Raw genomic sequence first — 15,811 nt, 5'->3', positions numbered from 1 at the left:
CTTGAGAATCGTCTCAAATTTTCTGCTTTGAGGTATTTCCGATTTTTAATCGGAACTCCTTATTTTCCAAATGCCGAATCTATAATCCGCTTCGCTCACTGTGGGCGGTTGGCGAATTCACGCAAGTAAGGAAAAGGCAATTTAAATGAGCATCAATGTTATTCAGCTAGTACAGGGCGCTTTGACCGAAAGCGTGTTGCAGCAACTCGCTACAAAATTGGGCGTCGCGCCCGAAGCGGCGAAGCGCGTGGTCGGCATGATCGCGCCCGCACTCGTCGGGTCGCTGATGAACAAGGCCGCATCGCCTGAAGGCGCGCGCAGCTTGTTCTCGACGATCATGTCGCCGGATGCGAACGCCAATATCGTCGATATGCTGCCGCAACTCGTCCACGGCGACGGCCTCCAGTCGCTGCTCGCGTCGGGTACGCGGCTCGCAAGCGGCGTCGCATCCGAAGAACGTGTGAACGCGCTCAGCAACGCGGTGGCAGCCAAGACCGGCGTATCGGTTGGCGCCACGCATGCAGTGGGCGGCATCGTCACGACCGTATTGTTCGGCGTGCTAAAGCATTACTTCACGAAGTCCAGCAGCAATGTCGGCCAGTTGCCCACGCTCCTCGGCCATCAGTTGCCGATGGTGAAGGCAAGCATGACGGAAGACGTAGCCAGCGCGCTGGGTCTGGGCGGCGCGGGCAGTTTCCTCGCAGGCGTCGCGGCGCAGATGAAAGCGGTGTCGTCGCATCTTGAACACCCGTCGACGGCTGGCGCCACGCCCGCCGTCAACCCGTCGCTCGACCGCATTGTGATGGAAGAGAAGGCTGGATCGAAGAAATGGTGGTGGCTGGCTGTCGCCGCCGCTCTTGCGCTGCTCGCATTGCTGTTCGGCCGTGGCTGCGGTAACCAGACGCCGCTCGCACCGGCACCCGCCGCGGCTCCCGTTGCAGCGTCCGCCGCAGCGCCGGTGGTCACATCGACGCCGGCGGTTGCTGCTGAAGCGGCTTCGGCAGTTGCTTCGGAACCGGCCCCGGCTTCGGCGCCCGCTGCCGCACCCGCACCGACCAAGGACGCGCTGCTGACGTTCAGCGTCGACAAGCTCGGCGCACCGACCATTCACGCAACGGTCGGCAGCGAAGAAGAGAAGGCCAAGCTGCTCGCCGCATTGACGGCGAAGTTCGGCGCGGACCATCTGAACGCGACCATTACCGTTGATCCGGATACCAAGCCGGCTAGCTGGCTCGACAAGCTCGACGGCCTGTTGCCGCTGATGCAATTGCCGGGCGCGGAAGCCAGGTTGTCGGGTGAAAAGATCGAGTTGAGCGGGTCGGCTGCCGACGTGCGCAATGGCTGGATGGACAAGCTGAAGTCGTTGTTCGGCGCGGGCTTCACCATCGGCACGTTCGATGTCAAGCAAGCGGTCGAAAGCGCGAAGGAATCGTTCATGAGCGCGTTCTCGTCGTTGAGCGATGATTGCTCTCCCGCCGATGTCGCCAAGGTGCTGAACCTGCAAGTCGTCAATTTCCGCACAGGCTCCGACGTGCCGCCGCAAGATGCGCAACTGGCGCTGGCGAAATCGGCGCAAGTGCTGAAGGCGTGCGAAGCGAAGGGCAAGACCGTGAAGTTGAACGTGGGCGGTTATTCGGACAATGTCGGGCCGGCGAGCACGAATCTGGCGTTGTCGAAGAAGCGGGCGGAAGCAGTGCGCGCGTTCCTCGTGAAGCACGGCGTTGCCGCTGATTCGCTGACGGCGCAAGGTTTCGGCGATGAGCACCCGATTGCCGATAACTCGACGGCCAGCGGACGTTTCGCTAACCGCCGGATCGACTTCGCCGTGCAGGAATGATCGACTGACCGGACGCTGCAACGGTTCCGTACCGGCGTAGCAAATGCAAAACCCCCTGTCCCGCGCGAGCGGGACAGGGGGTTTTTTGCTTGGATGCTTAGTGATGCGTTACCTCGGTGGAGCGTTGCGCACGCGCGCCGGAAATCGTTCAGCCGGACCTTGCAGGAAATCATCGCCGAGATTGGCTGGCAGTGTTTGCCGCACGACGTCGAGCCACGCGCGCGCCGCGTTCGACAAATAGCCGTTGCGCCGCCAGCCCACGGCCATGTCCCAATGGATCTCCGGCGCAACCACCGGCCGGCAGGTGAACGCGTTGATATCGAGCCGCCGGCAATACGGCGCCGGCAGCAACGCAATACCGACACCCGCCTGCACCAGCGCCGCCATGAAATCCCAGTGGCCGCTACGCCCCACGATGATCGGCGTGAACCCCACTTCGCGGCAGGCGGTGAGCACGAGATCTGACAACGCCAGGCTTTCGCCGTAGAACACGAACGGTTCCTGCGCGAGATCGGCGAGCGCCACGTCCGCCACGGCATCCCAGCGGGAGCCTTTTGGCGCAACGAGCCAGAGTAGCTGGCGGCTGATCGGCAGTACGTCGAACGTGGCGAGATCGACCGGTTGCAGCACGCCGCCAAGTTCCATTTCGCCGTCGATCAACGCCGCCTCGATGGCCTTCGAGCCACGCTCGAACAGCTTCAGCTCCACCTTCGGATAGCGCTTCTTGAATGTGGCGATGGCCGGGGTGAACAGCGATCCGCCCATCGGCGGAATGCCGATAGTCAGCGTGCCGCGCCCGAGTTTGCCGAGATCGTTGAGTTCGGCTTCGAGCTGCGCGTGCGCCGCGAGCACTTCCAGGCCGCGCTGATAGACGATCTGGCCGGCGTCGGTGAGCGTCATCTGGCGGCTCTCGCGCAGGAGCAGCGGCGAACCTATTTCGTCCTCGAGCGACTTCACCATCTTGCTGATGGTGGGCTGCGTGACGAACATTTTCTCCGCCGCGCCGGTGAAGCTTTTTTGCTTCACGACTTCGACGAAATATCGCAACGATCGCAATTCCATACAGTTCCTTGAATTCCAGATTGGAATGCATTTGATAAGTTTAAGTCATTAGGGTGCGGGTAAAACAAAGCACGCGCAAACGCGCTCCCTCCATCCCAATTTGCTACAATCCCAACTCGCTTCGAGGAGCGTTGCGACGGCTTTCAACATGAAGGCCGCCAGGCTCGAAGCATTCAATCGGACGGAGTGACCAGCGCTTTCAGACCAGTAAGCGCTTGTTGAACCACCGCATCGAACGGCGCTCACGTCAAATTTCTATATTTCCATTTAGAAAGGAGGGCGTGATGAACGCCGCAGTTCTCGATTCAAACACCAACAAAGATTTCGTCGTCGCCGATATGTCGCTTGCTGCCTGGGGCCGCAAGGAACTCAATATCGCCGAAACGGAAATGCCCGGTCTCATGCAAACGCGTGAGGAATACAAGGTATCGCAGCCGCTGAAGGGCGCGCGTATCGCCGGTTCGCTGCACATGACCATCCAGACCGGCGTGCTGATCGAAACGCTGACCGCACTGGGCGCGGATGTCCGCTGGGCATCGTGCAACATTTTCTCGACGCAGGATCACGCAGCCTCGGCCATCGCTCAAGGCGGCGTGCCGGTGTTCGCATTCAAGGGCGAATCGCTCGACGAATACTGGGAGTTCTCCCACCGCATCTTCGAATGGCCGAACGGCGAATTCGCCAACATGATCCTCGACGACGGCGGCGACGCCACGTTGCTGCTGATCCTCGGCTCGAAGGCTGAAAAGGACCGCTCGGTCATTGCCAAACCGGAAAACGAAGAAGAAACCGCGCTGTACAAGTCGATCGCCGCTCACCTCGATATCGACCCGACGTGGTATTCCAAGCGCCTCGTGCACATCCAGGGCGTGACGGAAGAAACGACCACGGGCGTGCATCGTTTGTACCAGATGGAAAAGGAAGGGCGCCTGCCGTTCCCGGCCATCAACGTGAACGACTCGGTCACGAAGTCGAAGTTCGACAACCTGTATGGCTGCCGTGAATCGCTGGTGGACGGCATCAAGCGCGCCACCGACGTGATGATCGCGGGCAAGATCGCGGTCGTGGCCGGTTACGGCGATGTGGGCAAGGGTTGTGCGCAATCGCTGCGCGGTCTGGGCGCGACGGTATGGGTTACGGAAATCGACCCGATCTGCGCGTTGCAGGCAGCCATGGAAGGTTACCGCGTGGTCACCATGGAATATGCCGCCGACAAGGCCGACATCTTCGTGACCGCGACGGGCAATTTCCATGTGATCGGCCATGACCACATGAAGGCGATGCGCAACAACGCTATCGTCTGCAATATTGGTCACTTCGACTCGGAAATCGACGTTGCATCGACGCGCCAGTACGAGTGGGAAAACATCAAGCCGCAAGTCGATCACATCATTTTCCCCGATGGCAAGCGCGTCATCCTGCTGGCTGAAGGGCGTCTCGTGAACCTGGGTTGCGCGACGGGTCATCCGTCGTTCGTGATGTCGGCATCGTTCACGAACCAGACGATCGCTCAGATCGAATTGTTCGTGCACGGCGACAAGTACGAAAACAAGGTCTACGTTTTGCCGAAGCACCTTGATGAAAAGGTCGCACGTCTGCATCTGGGCCGTATTGGCGCGGAACTGACCGTGTTGTCCGACTATCAGGCGAACTACATCAGCGTGGACAAGATGGGTCCGTTCAAGCCGAACCACTACCGTTATTGATAGCGGTTTAGTCTAAAGCGTGCGTGGGTTTGATCAAACTCACGCACGCGACCCTTTTCCAAGTACCAGGAGACCATCGATGTCCGTGCTGCTGACCTGGCTGATCAACGCGCTCGCGCTGTTGATCATCACTTACCTTGTGCCGTCGATTCACATTCGCAGTTTCGGCACCGCGCTGATCGTCGCGATCGTGCTCGGGCTGATCAATACGTTCCTGCGTCCGTTGCTGGTGCTGCTCACGCTGCCGGTGACCATTCTCACGCTCGGGTTGTTCATCCTCGTCGTGAATGCGCTGTGTTTCTGGCTGTGCGCTTCGTTGCTCAAAGGCTTCGAGGTATCGGGTTTCTGGTCGGCGTTCTTCGGCTCGATTCTGTACAGCATCGTGTCCTGGCTGCTGTCGGCGCTGATCCTCGGTCAGCGCAACTTCTAAGAACACGCGCGTCCTGCGCGCGCGTTCAACCGCGTTCAGCTCATTCCCATGAAACCGATCGAACTCTCATTCGAGTTTTTCCCGCCGAAAACGCAGGAAGGAATCGAGAAATTGCGCGCAACCGGCGCGCAGCTCAAGACGCTCAACCCGAAGTTCGTCTCCGTGACGTTCGGCGCGGGCGGTTCCACGCAGCAAGGCACGCTCGATACTGTCGTCGAGATGATGAAACAGGGACTCGAAGCGGCGCCGCATTTGTCGTGCATCGGGTCATCGAAGGAGAGTCTGCGCGCCATTCTCGGCGCGTATCGCGAGCATGGCATTCGTCATATTGTCGCGTTACGCGGTGATCTGCCTTCGGGCATGGGCGAAGTCGGCGAGTTGCGGTACGCATCGGAACTGGTCGGTTTTATCCGGGCCGAGCATGGCGACTGGTTCAACATCGAGGTCGCGGCGTATCCGGAATATCACCCGCAGGCGCGTTCGCCCAAGTCCGATATGGACAACTTCGTGCGCAAGGTGCAGGCGGGCGCGAACTCGGCGATCACGCAGTACTTCTTCAACGCGGACGCGTATTTCCGTTTCGTCGATGACGCCCGCAAGCTGGGCGTGGATGTGCCTATCGTGCCGGGCATCATGCCGATCACGAACTTCTCGCAGCTGATGCGTTTCTCCGAGATGTGCGGCGCGGAAGTGCCGAAGTGGATTGCGCGCCGCCTGGAAAGCTTTGGCGACGATAGAGAAGCTATTCGCGCGTTCGGGCTGGATGTCGTGACCGGTTTGTGCGAACGGCTGGTGAAGGAAGGCGCGCCGGGGCTGCATTTTTATACGCTGAACGGGGCGGCGGCGAGCAAGACGATTTGCGAGCGGTTGGCGTTGCCCAAAGGCTGAATGGCCTGAATAAAGCCTGATGTTTTTGCTTAACCCGCGCGGCATTCGCCGCGCGCTCCCCTCCCGGTTTTCGTATTTACCCTTCCTCTCGTTTAATCACCTTGAAACATTGTGCATAACGAAACATGATGGACTTATGTTTTCGGCGCGCAACAATCCTGCTCTTTAGCTTAAATTTACATTTCTTTCGTGCTACGGTAGCGCCCGAATTTGCCGTTGCCCGTGAGTGTGGCGACGCAGCGTGAATCGATGAAAATCGCGCTGCATCGACTAAAAACCTCCCTAACTCGGAGAAGTTAAGCGAAAACACGGCTTTTTCAACCCTGATAGCTGGCTCGCCGGATACACGCCCAGACGCTATTTCCCATCGGGAATTTCGTCGCCTTGTTCCCCCCGGCAAAGCTCAGTAATATCGCGCTACGCTGGTTTTAGCCGGCACCGTTCCTGGAGGAAACATGAAGAAAATTGGCCTGTTACGAGCCGCTCGTCTGTCGATGGCATTAAGCGCCGCCATCGCGGCCTCGCTTGTAACCGCGAGCGTCGCTCAAGCGGCACCGATCCCCAACAAAACGCTCGTTTACTGCTCAGAAGGCAGCCCGGCCGGTTTCGATCCCGCGCAATACACCACGGGCACCGATTTCACCGCGAACACATTCACGGTCTACAACCGCCTCGTGGAATTCGAGCGCGGCAGCACGAAAGTGGAACCGGGTCTCGCGGAAAAGTGGGATGTATCGGCGGATGGCCTGACCTACACGTTCCACCTGCGCCATGGCGTGAAGTTCCAGACCACGTCGTTCTTCAAGCCCACGCGCGACTTCAACGCGGACGACGTGCTCTTCACCTTCAACCGCATGCTCGATCCGAACCAGCCGTTCCGCAAGGCGTACCCGGCATCGTTTCCGTACTTCACGGACATGGGCCTGGACAAGCTGATCACGAAGATCGAAGCAGTCGATCCGTACACGGTCAAGTTCACGCTGAAGGAAGTCAACGCGCCGTTCATCCAGAACATGGCGATGGAATATGCGTCGATCCAGTCGGATGAATACGCTCAGCAGCTGCTCAAAGCGGGCAAGGCAGCGGACATCAACCAGCAGCCGGTTGGCACGGGCCCGTTTATTTTCCGCAGCTACACGAAAGACGCGACCATCCGTTTCGACGGCAATCCTGATTACTGGAAGCCGGGCGCAGTGAAGATCTCGAAGCTGATCTTCTCGATCACGCCGGACGCCGCTGTGCGCGTGCAGAAGCTGAAGAACAACGAATGCCAGGTGATGGCGTATCCGCGTCCGGCTGACATTGCACCGCTGAAGGCCGACGCGAACCTCGACACGCCGTCGCAGCCGGGCTTCAACGAAGGCTACGTCGCGTACAACACGACCAAGAAGAACATCGACAACGTCGATGTACGCCGCGCGCTGGACATGGCGATCAACAAGAAGGCGATCATCGAGTCGGTGTATCAAGGCGCAGGCCAGGCCGCAACCGCTCCGATTCCGCCGACCGAATGGTCCTATGACAAGAACCTGAAGGTTCAGGCGTACGACACGGCAGCGGCCAAGGCGCTGCTCGCGAAGGCCGGTTTCCCGAACGGTTTCGAAATGAACCTGTGGGCCATGCCGGTCCAGCGTCCGTACAACCCGAACGCACGTCTGATGGCCGAGATGATCCAGGCCGACTGGGCGAAGATTGGCGTGAAGGCGAATATCGTGACGTATGAATGGGGCGAGTACATCAAGCGCGGCCATGCAGGCGAGCATGACGCCATGCTGATCGGCTGGACCGGCGACAATGGCGATCCGGACAATTGGCTCGGCACGCTGCTCGGTTGCGAAGCGGTCAACGGCAGCAACTTCTCGCACTGGTGCTACAAGCCGTTCAACGACTTGGTGATCAAGGGCCGCAATACGTCGGATCAGGCGCAGCGCACGCAGGCTTACATTCAAGCGCAGCAAATCTTCGCTGACCAGCTGCCGTTCTCGCCGATCGCTCACTCCACGGTGTATCAGCCGACGAGCAAGAAGGTTGTCGGCATGATGATCGAGCCGCTGGGTTACCTGCGTTTCGACGGCGTCGGCGTGCAGTAAGCTGATCGCGGTACGCTTTATGCACTAAAACTATAACTAGTCGAAAAGGTCCGGCGACAAGGGTCACAAGCCCGCGTCGCCGGTCGCATTTTTCCTCCCCAAAGAGACGAACCATGTTCCGATTCGTTCTGCGGCGCATAGGCATGGTGATCCCGACGTTCATCGGCATCACGATCCTGGCGTTCGCGTTAATCCACCTGATCCCGGGCGATCCTATCGAAGTCATGATGGGCGAGCGCGGCGTGGACCCGGCAATGCATGCCGAAGCTATGAAGCGGCTCGGGCTCGACCTGCCGTTACCTGTTCAATATTTCCACTATGTTGGACATGCGCTGAAAGGTGATCTCGGTTCATCGATCATCACCAATACCAGCGTGATGGGCGAATTCCTGGCGCGCTTTCCCGCGACGCTCGAACTCGCCATCTGCGCAATGATCTTTGCGTTGGTGATCGGATTGCCGGCAGGCGTTGTGGCAGCGTTGAGGCGCGGCACGGTGGTCGATCACGGCGTGATGGGCACGGCGCTCACCGGTTACTCCATGCCGATCTTCTGGTGGGGCTTGATCCTCATCATGTTCTTCTCGGCCAAGCTGGGCTGGACGCCGGTGTCAGGCCGTATCGCGGTGGAATACGACATTCCGCACCGCACCGGCTTCATGCTGTGGGACGCGCTCTTTTCCACCGATGAAGGCGCATTCAAATCCGCCGTCAGTCACCTGATCCTGCCGACTATCGTGCTGGGCACCATTCCGCTGGCCGTGATTGCGCGCATGACGCGTTCGTCGATGCTCGAAGTGCTGCGCGAGGATTACATCCGCACGGCGCGCGCCAAGGGTCTTTCGCCGAGCCGCGTGGTGATCGTGCATGCGCTGCGTAACGCGCTGATTCCCGTGGTGACCGTGATCGGTTTGCAAGTCGGTACGCTGCTCGCAGGCGCCGTGCTGACGGAGACGTTGTTCTCGTGGCCGGGCGTGGGCAAATGGCTCATCGATGCCATCAGCCGGCGCGATTATCCCGTCGTGCAGGGCGGTATCCTGATGATTGCGACGCTCGTCATTTTTGTGAATCTGGTCGTCGACTTGTTGTACGGCGTGCTGAATCCGCGCATTCGCCACACGAGGTAAGCCCATGGCCGATATCCAAAACAATCCCGGGGCGCTGATCCCCGTCCCGAGTGGCCGGTTCCTCGCCGGCCGCGAATTCTGGGCTAATTTCTCACGTAATCGCGGCGCCGTCGTGGCCGGGGCGATCGTGCTGATATTGGTGTTCATCGCGATCTTTGCGCCGTTGATCGCGCCGCATAGTCCGATCGAGCAATATCGCGACAACGTCAAGATCCCGCCCGCGTGGCTCGAAGGCGGTAACTGGCATTTCATCCTGGGTACCGATGAAGCCGGCCGCGACATCCTCTCGCGCCTGATGTACGGCGCGCGGCTGTCGTTCTGGATCGGCTTCGTGTCGGTGGTGCTGGCGTTGATTCCCGGCATCGTGCTCGGGCTGACGGCCGCGTTTTTCCCAAAGTGGCTCGATACGCCGATCATGCGGATCATGGACGTGCTGCTCGCGCTGCCTTCGCTGCTGCTGGCGGTCGCGGTGGTCGCGATCATCGGACCGGGGCTGGTGAACACCATGCTCGCTATCGCGATTGTCGCGTTGCCGGGTTATGTGCGTTTGACGCGTGCGTCCGCGCTGGGAGAACTGCAGCGCGAATACGTGACAGCGTCGCGCGTGGCCGGGGCCGGCACCGTGCGGCTGATGTTCTCGCAAGTGCTGCCGAATTGCGCCGCGCCGCTGATCGTGCAGGCGACGCTCGGGTTTTCGTCCGCCATTCTGGATGCCGCCGCGCTCGGCTTTCTCGGCCTTGGCGTGCAACCGCCGTCGGCGGAGTGGGGCGCGATGCTCGCGTCCGCTCGCGATTACATCGAAAGCGCTTGGTGGATCGTGACCATGCCCGGGCTGTCCATCCTGATTTCGGTACTGGTGATCAACCTGCTCGGCGATGGTCTGCGCGACGCACTCGATCCCAAGCTCAAACGGATGGCCTAAAAATGGACGATCTCCTAACCATCCGCAATCTCGCCGTGAGTTTCAACGGACTCCCGGCTGTCGATCGAATCGATATATCCGTCAAACCCGGCGAAGTGGTCGGCGTGGTCGGCGAATCGGGTTCGGGCAAAAGCGTCACGATGATGGCGCTCATGGGCCTGATCGATGCTCCCGGCATTGTCACGGCCGATCAGGTCACGTTCAACGGCGTCGATTTGTTGAAGGCGTCGGCGGCGCAACGCAGGAAGATTATCGGCAAGGACATCGCCATGGTCTTTCAGGACGCGCTGTCCAGCTTGAACCCGAGCTATACCGTCGGCTACCAGATCAAGGAAGTCCTCAAACTGCACGAAGGCCTCAGAGGATCGAAACTTCATCAACGCGCGCTGGACCTGCTCGATCAAGTCGGGATTCCCGATGCGAAGAGCCGTATCGATGCCTTCCCGCATCAAATGTCCGGCGGCATGAACCAGCGCGTGATGATCGCCATGGCGGTCGCCTGCAATCCAAAGCTCCTGATTGCCGATGAACCCACCACCGCACTCGACGTCACCATCCAGGCGCAGATCATGGAGTTGCTCGTCAAGCTGCAGAAGGAACGCGGCATGGCGCTCGTGCTGATCTCGCACGATCTCGCGGTCGTGTCCGAGGTCGCGCAACGGGTGGCCGTGATGTACGCGGGCGAGATTATCGAAACGAATCACGTGCCGACCATTTTCAGCGAGCCGCATCATCCGTACACGGAAGCGTTGCTCGCCGCGATTCCTGAGCATAGCCGCGGCGCCGAGCGTCTCGCGGCCTTGCCGGGCATGGTGCCGGGCCGCGATGACCGTCCGCTCGGATGTTTGTTCGCCCCCCGCTGCAGCTACGCCGTCGACGATTGCCGCAAGGCGCGGCCGGCGCTCTTTCAACTCGCCCCGAACGATCCGGCAGTGCGCGCACGCTGCATCAAGCCGCTGAACATGGAACTCGTGGCCGATCATGGAGGCGCGCAATGAATGCCGTTCCTGAGACTTTCACTAAAGACACCGTTCTCGTCGCCGATAAACTGACCCGGCACTACAGCGTCAAGCGCAGCATGTTCCAGCAGGGCACGGTGAAGGCGTTGAATGGTGTGTCGTTTTCGCTCGAACGCGGCAAGACGCTTGCCGTGGTGGGCGAATCCGGTTGCGGCAAATCGACGCTGGCGCGCCAGTTGACGATGATCGAAGCGCCCACGTCGGGACGTTTGCTGATCGATGGCGAGGACGTAGCCGGCGCGAACCGGGCGAAAGTAGCCGACTTGCGGCAACGCGTGCAGATGGTGTTCCAGAATCCGTTCGCATCGCTGAATCCGCGCAAGACTGTCGAGCAGACGCTAGGCGAACCGCTCGCGATCAACACGAAGCTGTCGTCAAGCGAACGCGCCGAGCGTATTGCGCACATGATGCGCACGGTCGGGCTTCGGCCCGAACACGCGGCGCGGTATCCGCACATGTTTTCCGGCGGGCAGCGCCAGCGGGTCGCCATCGCGCGTGCGATGATTCTCGATCCGCAGATCCTGGTGGCCGATGAACCCGTGTCCGCGCTCGATGTTTCCATTCAGGCGCAGATTCTGAACCTGTTCATGGATCTGCAGCAGCAGTTCGGTACAAGCTATGTGTTCATCTCGCATAACTTGTCGGTGGTGGAACATATCGCCGATGACGTCATGGTGATGTATTTTGGCGGTGTTGCCGAACTTGGCGACAAGGCGACGATCTACGCACGGCCGCGTCATCCGTACACGCGCTCGTTGATGTCGGCGACGCCTGCCTTGTTCGAAGAAGATCGGCGCATCAAGATCCGGCTGCAGGGCGAAATGCCTTCGCCGCTTAACCCACCATCAGGTTGCACATTTCATCAGCGCTGCCCGTATGCAATCGATAAATGCCGCGTGGAAGAACCGGCGCTGCGTTTCGTCGATGGTCGGCATGTCTCCTGTCACCGAGCCGAGGAAGTCGGGGAGATGGATGCCTGAAACGCGAACGGCGCGGCAGGTTGCGCGCCGTTTTGCTGTTGTTCTGGCGGCGGCCCTTGCCGTTGTTTGCGCGGCGCCGCGTCTGGCAATCGCTGTGACCGGCGCGCGCTCGCCGCCGGGCGCCGCGGTGCCGCCCACATCCTCTTCTTCGCTGCCGGGCTTGCGCGTGCCCCCCGCGCGTCCGGCGCCGCCAGATGTGGACCACTCCGATGGAACCACCGCCAGCGGTCCGGTGCAGGCTCAGCCGGCGCATATGCCGTTCTACGTTGCCACCAAAGGCCAGGTCACCATCTACGTGCTTGGCACGCTGCATGTCGGTTTCGCCGACGACTATCCTGCCCGTCAGCCATTTCGCAAACCGATCCTCGGTGCGCTCGACGCATCGCCTATCCTCGCGCTGGAAATCTCGCCCGACGACCTGGTCGTTTCGGAGGATGAAGTCAGCCGATACGGTACGTGCCGGGAACCGTGCCTGTCGCGATATCTGCCCGATGCGCTGTGGAAAAAGCTGGAAACACGCATGCACGGCAACCCCGCCATGCTCGACGATATCAGCCGCTCAAGGCCGTGGCTTGCGTCGATGCTGGTTGAAACCGTCGATACCTTAAAGGCTGGATTTCAAACCGAGTTCGGCACGGAAACGCAATTGCAGAACGTGTATCTACGACCACGCGGGCGGGTGATCGGGCTGGAGACGCTCAACGAGCAGATTGCTGCGTTCACGCGGCTCACGCAGGCGCAGCAGCGGGAAATGCTCGCGCAGGATCTGGTGCAGACGCCCGCCGAGAATGTTGCCGATGTGAAGGAGCTGCATCGCTTATGGCGGATTGGCGACGCCGATGCGCTGAAGGCCTGGGACGACGCCAAGACGGAGAAACTGGCGCGATCGAAGCAGCTTGCAAGGCAGATCGATAACCGCGTGGTGATCGACCGGAATTATCGATTCGCGGCGCGGATGGTGGCCACGGCCGCGCCGAACAAGCCGGTGTTCGTGGCTATCGGCGCGTTGCATCTTGGGGGGAACCGGGGCGTGCTGGCGTTGCTTAGGAAGCGTGGGTTCGTGGTGGATCCGGCGTGAACCCACGCCCTTGCTTTACAGGAACATCAGCCAGTTCAACAGGAAGATGTTGATCACCAGCATCGTTAGCGCCGTTGGAATCTGCACTTTGATCACCGCGTTTTTATCGGGTAATTCAAGCAGCGCGGCGGGCACGATGTTGAAGTTCGCGGCCATCGGCGTCATGAGCGTGCCGCAGTAACCGGAGAACATGCCGATGGCGACCATCGTTGCCGGATTGCCGTGGAATACGCCGACCAGGATTGGCACGCCGACACCGCCCGTCATCACCGGGAACGCGGCGAAGCCATTGCCCATGACCATGGTGAAGAGCGCCATGCCGATGCAATACACGGCCACCGCGACCAAGCGGTAGTCGAGGTTCACATAGGCCGTTGTCACGTGCGCGACGGCCTTGCCCACGCCCGCGTCCGAGAACACCAAGCCGAGCATGCCCAGCATTTGCGGAAGCACGGCGGCCCACGAAAGCGCGTCGACCAGGCGGCGCGTTTCCTTCATCGATTGCCCGACGGTATCGCGTGTCATCACACAAGCCACACCCAACGCGACGATACAGCCGATGCCAAAGCCCATCAGCGTGACGTTCTTCGGATCGAGCAACGGCTTGCCGCCGAACATCAGGTAACTTGCTCCCAGCGTCAGGACCACGGTCACCACGGGAATGGTCAGCGCCGGCACGAACAGCTTGTTGCCAAGACGCAGGGCGCTGTTGCGGCGGGCTTCGTCGGAGAGCATTTTCGGCTTGCCGGCCGTGACGCCTCCGAAGCCTGCTATCAACGCCATTGCCACAACCAGCAAGCCGACCACATTGGCCGGCAACCAGTCGCCGATCAGGAAAATCAGCGCATACACGAGCCAGAACGTCCCGGCGGTGAGGCGGCGCGGATGTTTCTTGTCGACGTAGATCATGCCGGCAACCACGACCAGCACGATACCCAGCAGATAGAACAGATAGTTGAGCGTGAGTGTCATGCGGTTTCTCCGCGAACGTTTTTGGTCAACGCGCCGAGTTCGCGATTCAGCCGTCGATCGAGCAGCCACAGCCGGAAGCCGTGAATCAGGAACGCGCAGATCGCGGTAGGGATGCCCCAGACGGCGACGTGCAGCGGTTCGACCACGATCCCCGCTTCCTTCAGGAAGGTCGTCATCAATACGATCGCGCCGAACGCAACGAAGATGTCTTCGCCGAAGAACAGGCCGACGTTGTCGGTCGCGGCGGACCATGCGCGCAGCTTGAAACGGGTTTCGCTGGAGAGCTTGCCGAAGCGTGCTTCCGCCGCGCCTTCGGCCATGGGCGCGAGCAGCGGCCGGACCATTTGCGGATGTCCGCCGAGACCGGTCAGCCCGACCGCCGCCGTCAACTCGCGAATCAGCAAATAGACGATCAGCAGGCGGCCCACCGTCGCCGCCTTGATGCCCGAAATCCAGATTTGCGCGCGTTCACGCAGACCGTGCCGTTCCAGCAAACCGACTACGGCCAGCGGCAAAAAGATGATGAGCGGGATGTTGCGCGTCTTGAGGAAGCCCGTACCGATCGCGGTGAGAATGCGATCGATGGGGAAGTGCGCCGCGAGGCCGGTGATGATGGCGGCGGCGGCCACGATCAGCATCGGGTTGAAGCGCAGGATAAACCCCGCGATGATGACGGCCACGCCTATCAGTGGCCATAGGTTGACAGCGGTACCCATAAGATCTCCAAGTGGTCGGGGCAATGCCCCGGTAAGGGCTTCTTCCGCCGCTGGACGAACCGCTTGCTTCGAGCGGAGCGTTCCGTTGGCTTGATAAAACGGCTCTGCGGCCGCTTACGAAAACGCCCCGCGAATATGCGAGGCATTCAGGTTCCTTGAGGTGTCGGTTCGACTCGCTGCGTAGCATGGCGCATGCAGCGAATCAGGCACGGCCAGTCATCAAACCTCGGCCGCATGCGCCGCGCGAACTTCGATGCCCGCCGTTTCAAGCGCCCCGCGAATCCGCCGGGCGAATGCGAGCGCGTGCGCGCCGTCGCCGTGAAGACAGACCGTTTGCGCGTTGATCGGCACCCACTCCCCGCTGACCGCCTGGACGCGATGCTCCGTCGCCATCTCCAGCGTGCGGGTAATCACGGCTTCCTCGTCCTCGAGCAACGCGCCGGGGTCCTTGCGCGGAACGAGCGAGCCGTCTGCACGATATCCGCGGTCGGCAAACACCTCTTCGATCGCCACCAGGTTCACCTTGCGCGCGGCATCGACGAGATTGCTGTTCGCCAGGCCGAACACGAGCAGCGACGGATCGAAATCGCGAATCGCCGTGACGATAGCCTCGGCAATTTCGGGATTCTTCGCGGCCTGGTTATACAGCGCGCCGTGCGGCTTCACGTGCGACAAGCGGCCACCTTCGGCCTTCACGATCGCGGCCAGCGCGCCCAACTGATACAGCACGCCCGCGTAAATCTCGTACACGGGAATGTCCATTTCCTTGCGACCGAAATTCTCCGGATCGTTGAAACTTGGGTGCGCGCCAATGGCGACACCTTTCGCGACAGCCCAGCGCACGCAATCGCGCATGGCAGTGGCGCCGCCCGCGTGCCAGCCGCAAGCAATATTTGCGGAGCTCACCAGATCGAGCAGTGCCTCGTCGGTGCCCATGCCTTCGCCGAGATCGGCGTTCAGATCGATTTCCATCTTTGTTCCCTGTTC

The 15,811-nt window shown here is 60.6% G+C and carries 14 protein-coding genes and 1 riboswitch; of the genes, 10 read left to right on the top strand and 4 right to left on the bottom strand.

Annotated features, from left to right (window positions below; translation table 11 throughout):
• Positions 1–145 precede the first annotated feature (145 nt).
• Complete coding sequence (locus ACSOSP_RS12665) at positions 146–1,837, top strand: OmpA family protein (RefSeq protein ID WP_455307099.1); 1,692 nt, start codon at positions 146–148, stop codon at positions 1,835–1,837.
• A 108-nt stretch (positions 1,838–1,945) separates the two neighbouring features.
• Here the strand turns inward: ACSOSP_RS12665 and ACSOSP_RS12660 are convergent, their stop codons facing one another.
• Positions 1,946–2,899 (bottom strand): LysR substrate-binding domain-containing protein, encoded by a 954-nt coding sequence (locus ACSOSP_RS12660; protein ID WP_455307098.1) that lies wholly within the window; start codon positions 2,897–2,899, stop codon positions 1,946–1,948.
• A gap of 117 nt (positions 2,900–3,016) precedes the next feature.
• Positions 3,017–3,150: riboswitch (S-adenosyl-L-homocysteine riboswitch) on the top strand.
• 33 nt (positions 3,151–3,183) lie between these two features.
• Here ACSOSP_RS12660 and ahcY point away from each other — a divergent pair.
• The 9 genes from ahcY (at position 3,184) to ACSOSP_RS12615 (ending at position 13,136) form a co-directional block, all read left to right on the top strand.
• Positions 3,184–4,605, top strand: a complete 1,422-nt coding sequence (ahcY, locus tag ACSOSP_RS12655; protein WP_455307096.1) for an adenosylhomocysteinase — start codon at positions 3,184–3,186, stop codon at positions 4,603–4,605.
• 79 nt (positions 4,606–4,684) lie between these two features.
• On the top strand, positions 4,685–5,035 hold the full coding sequence (locus ACSOSP_RS12650; RefSeq protein WP_031364155.1) for a phage holin family protein: 351 nt from the start codon (positions 4,685–4,687) through the stop codon (positions 5,033–5,035).
• Between the two features lie 48 nt (positions 5,036–5,083).
• Entirely contained in the window at positions 5,084–5,923 is an 840-nt protein-coding gene (gene metF, locus ACSOSP_RS12645; RefSeq protein WP_455307094.1) for a methylenetetrahydrofolate reductase [NAD(P)H], read from the top strand.
• A gap of 455 nt (positions 5,924–6,378) precedes the next feature.
• Positions 6,379–8,013 carry an ABC transporter substrate-binding protein gene (locus ACSOSP_RS12640; RefSeq protein ID WP_455307092.1) on the top strand — a complete coding sequence of 545 codons (1,635 nt, stop codon included), beginning with the start codon at positions 6,379–6,381 and terminating at the stop codon, positions 8,011–8,013.
• Between the two features lie 113 nt (positions 8,014–8,126).
• A complete protein-coding gene (locus ACSOSP_RS12635; protein ID WP_455307090.1) occupies positions 8,127–9,137 on the top strand; it encodes an ABC transporter permease subunit in 1,011 nt (336 codons plus the stop codon).
• Between the two features lie 4 nt (positions 9,138–9,141).
• Positions 9,142–10,059, top strand: coding sequence for an ABC transporter permease subunit (locus tag ACSOSP_RS12630; RefSeq protein WP_455307089.1), 918 nt, complete (start codon positions 9,142–9,144; stop codon positions 10,057–10,059).
• A 2-nt stretch (positions 10,060–10,061) separates the two neighbouring features.
• Positions 10,062–11,057, top strand: coding sequence for an ABC transporter ATP-binding protein (locus ACSOSP_RS12625; protein ID WP_455307087.1), 996 nt, complete (start codon positions 10,062–10,064; stop codon positions 11,055–11,057).
• The gene (locus tag ACSOSP_RS12620) at positions 11,054–12,058 is read left to right on the top strand and encodes a peptide ABC transporter ATP-binding protein (protein WP_455307085.1); all 1,005 of its coding nucleotides are present in this window, start codon (positions 11,054–11,056) and stop codon (positions 12,056–12,058) included. The genes ACSOSP_RS12625 and ACSOSP_RS12620 overlap by 4 nt, the downstream gene beginning before the upstream one ends.
• Positions 12,051–13,136: a TraB/GumN family protein gene (locus ACSOSP_RS12615; RefSeq protein WP_455307083.1), complete on the top strand. Its 1,086-nt coding sequence runs from the start codon at positions 12,051–12,053 to the stop codon at positions 13,134–13,136. Before ACSOSP_RS12620 ends, ACSOSP_RS12615 begins: the two co-directional genes overlap by 8 nt.
• Before the next feature lie 15 nt (positions 13,137–13,151).
• Here ACSOSP_RS12615 and ACSOSP_RS12610 read toward each other — a convergent pair whose 3' ends face one another.
• From ACSOSP_RS12610 to pxpA, 3 genes are all read right to left on the bottom strand, one after another.
• Positions 13,152–14,108: a DUF979 domain-containing protein gene (locus ACSOSP_RS12610; protein WP_455307081.1), complete on the bottom strand. Its 957-nt coding sequence runs from the start codon at positions 14,106–14,108 to the stop codon at positions 13,152–13,154.
• Positions 14,105–14,824: a DUF969 domain-containing protein gene (locus tag ACSOSP_RS12605; protein WP_455307079.1), complete on the bottom strand. Its 720-nt coding sequence runs from the start codon at positions 14,822–14,824 to the stop codon at positions 14,105–14,107. The genes ACSOSP_RS12610 and ACSOSP_RS12605 overlap by 4 nt, the downstream gene beginning before the upstream one ends.
• Positions 14,825–15,043: 219 nt before the next feature.
• Positions 15,044–15,796 carry a 5-oxoprolinase subunit PxpA gene (pxpA, locus tag ACSOSP_RS12600; protein WP_455307075.1) on the bottom strand — a complete coding sequence of 251 codons (753 nt, stop codon included), beginning with the start codon at positions 15,794–15,796 and terminating at the stop codon, positions 15,044–15,046.
• Between the last annotated feature and the right edge of the window lie 15 nt (positions 15,797–15,811).

Source organism: Caballeronia sp. KNU42 (genome assembly GCF_053760385.1).
Note: the sequence above shows the minus strand (reverse complement) of the source record. Positions and strands in the feature narration are given on the sequence as shown.

Bases quoted from the DNA above. Each gene is read 5' to 3' on its own strand.
- ACSOSP_RS12665 (WP_455307099.1), top strand. From the start codon at position 146: ATGAGCATCAATGTTATTCAGCTAGTACAGGGCGCTTTGACCGAAAGC.
- ACSOSP_RS12660 (WP_455307098.1), bottom strand. From the start codon at position 2,899: ATGGAATTGCGATCGTTGCGATATTTCGTCGAAGTCGTGAAGCAAAAA.
- ahcY (WP_455307096.1), top strand. From the start codon at position 3,184: ATGAACGCCGCAGTTCTCGATTCAAACACCAACAAAGATTTCGTCGTC.
- ACSOSP_RS12650 (WP_031364155.1), top strand. From the start codon at position 4,685: ATGTCCGTGCTGCTGACCTGGCTGATCAACGCGCTCGCGCTGTTGATC.
- metF (WP_455307094.1), top strand. From the start codon at position 5,084: ATGAAACCGATCGAACTCTCATTCGAGTTTTTCCCGCCGAAAACGCAG.
- ACSOSP_RS12640 (WP_455307092.1), top strand. From the start codon at position 6,379: ATGAAGAAAATTGGCCTGTTACGAGCCGCTCGTCTGTCGATGGCATTA.
- ACSOSP_RS12635 (WP_455307090.1), top strand. From the start codon at position 8,127: ATGTTCCGATTCGTTCTGCGGCGCATAGGCATGGTGATCCCGACGTTC.
- ACSOSP_RS12630 (WP_455307089.1), top strand. From the start codon at position 9,142: ATGGCCGATATCCAAAACAATCCCGGGGCGCTGATCCCCGTCCCGAGT.
- ACSOSP_RS12625 (WP_455307087.1), top strand. From the start codon at position 10,062: ATGGACGATCTCCTAACCATCCGCAATCTCGCCGTGAGTTTCAACGGA.
- ACSOSP_RS12620 (WP_455307085.1), top strand. From the start codon at position 11,054: ATGAATGCCGTTCCTGAGACTTTCACTAAAGACACCGTTCTCGTCGCC.
- ACSOSP_RS12615 (WP_455307083.1), top strand. From the start codon at position 12,051: ATGCCTGAAACGCGAACGGCGCGGCAGGTTGCGCGCCGTTTTGCTGTT.
- ACSOSP_RS12610 (WP_455307081.1), bottom strand. From the start codon at position 14,108: ATGACACTCACGCTCAACTATCTGTTCTATCTGCTGGGTATCGTGCTG.
- ACSOSP_RS12605 (WP_455307079.1), bottom strand. From the start codon at position 14,824: ATGGGTACCGCTGTCAACCTATGGCCACTGATAGGCGTGGCCGTCATC.
- pxpA (WP_455307075.1), bottom strand. From the start codon at position 15,796: ATGGAAATCGATCTGAACGCCGATCTCGGCGAAGGCATGGGCACCGAC.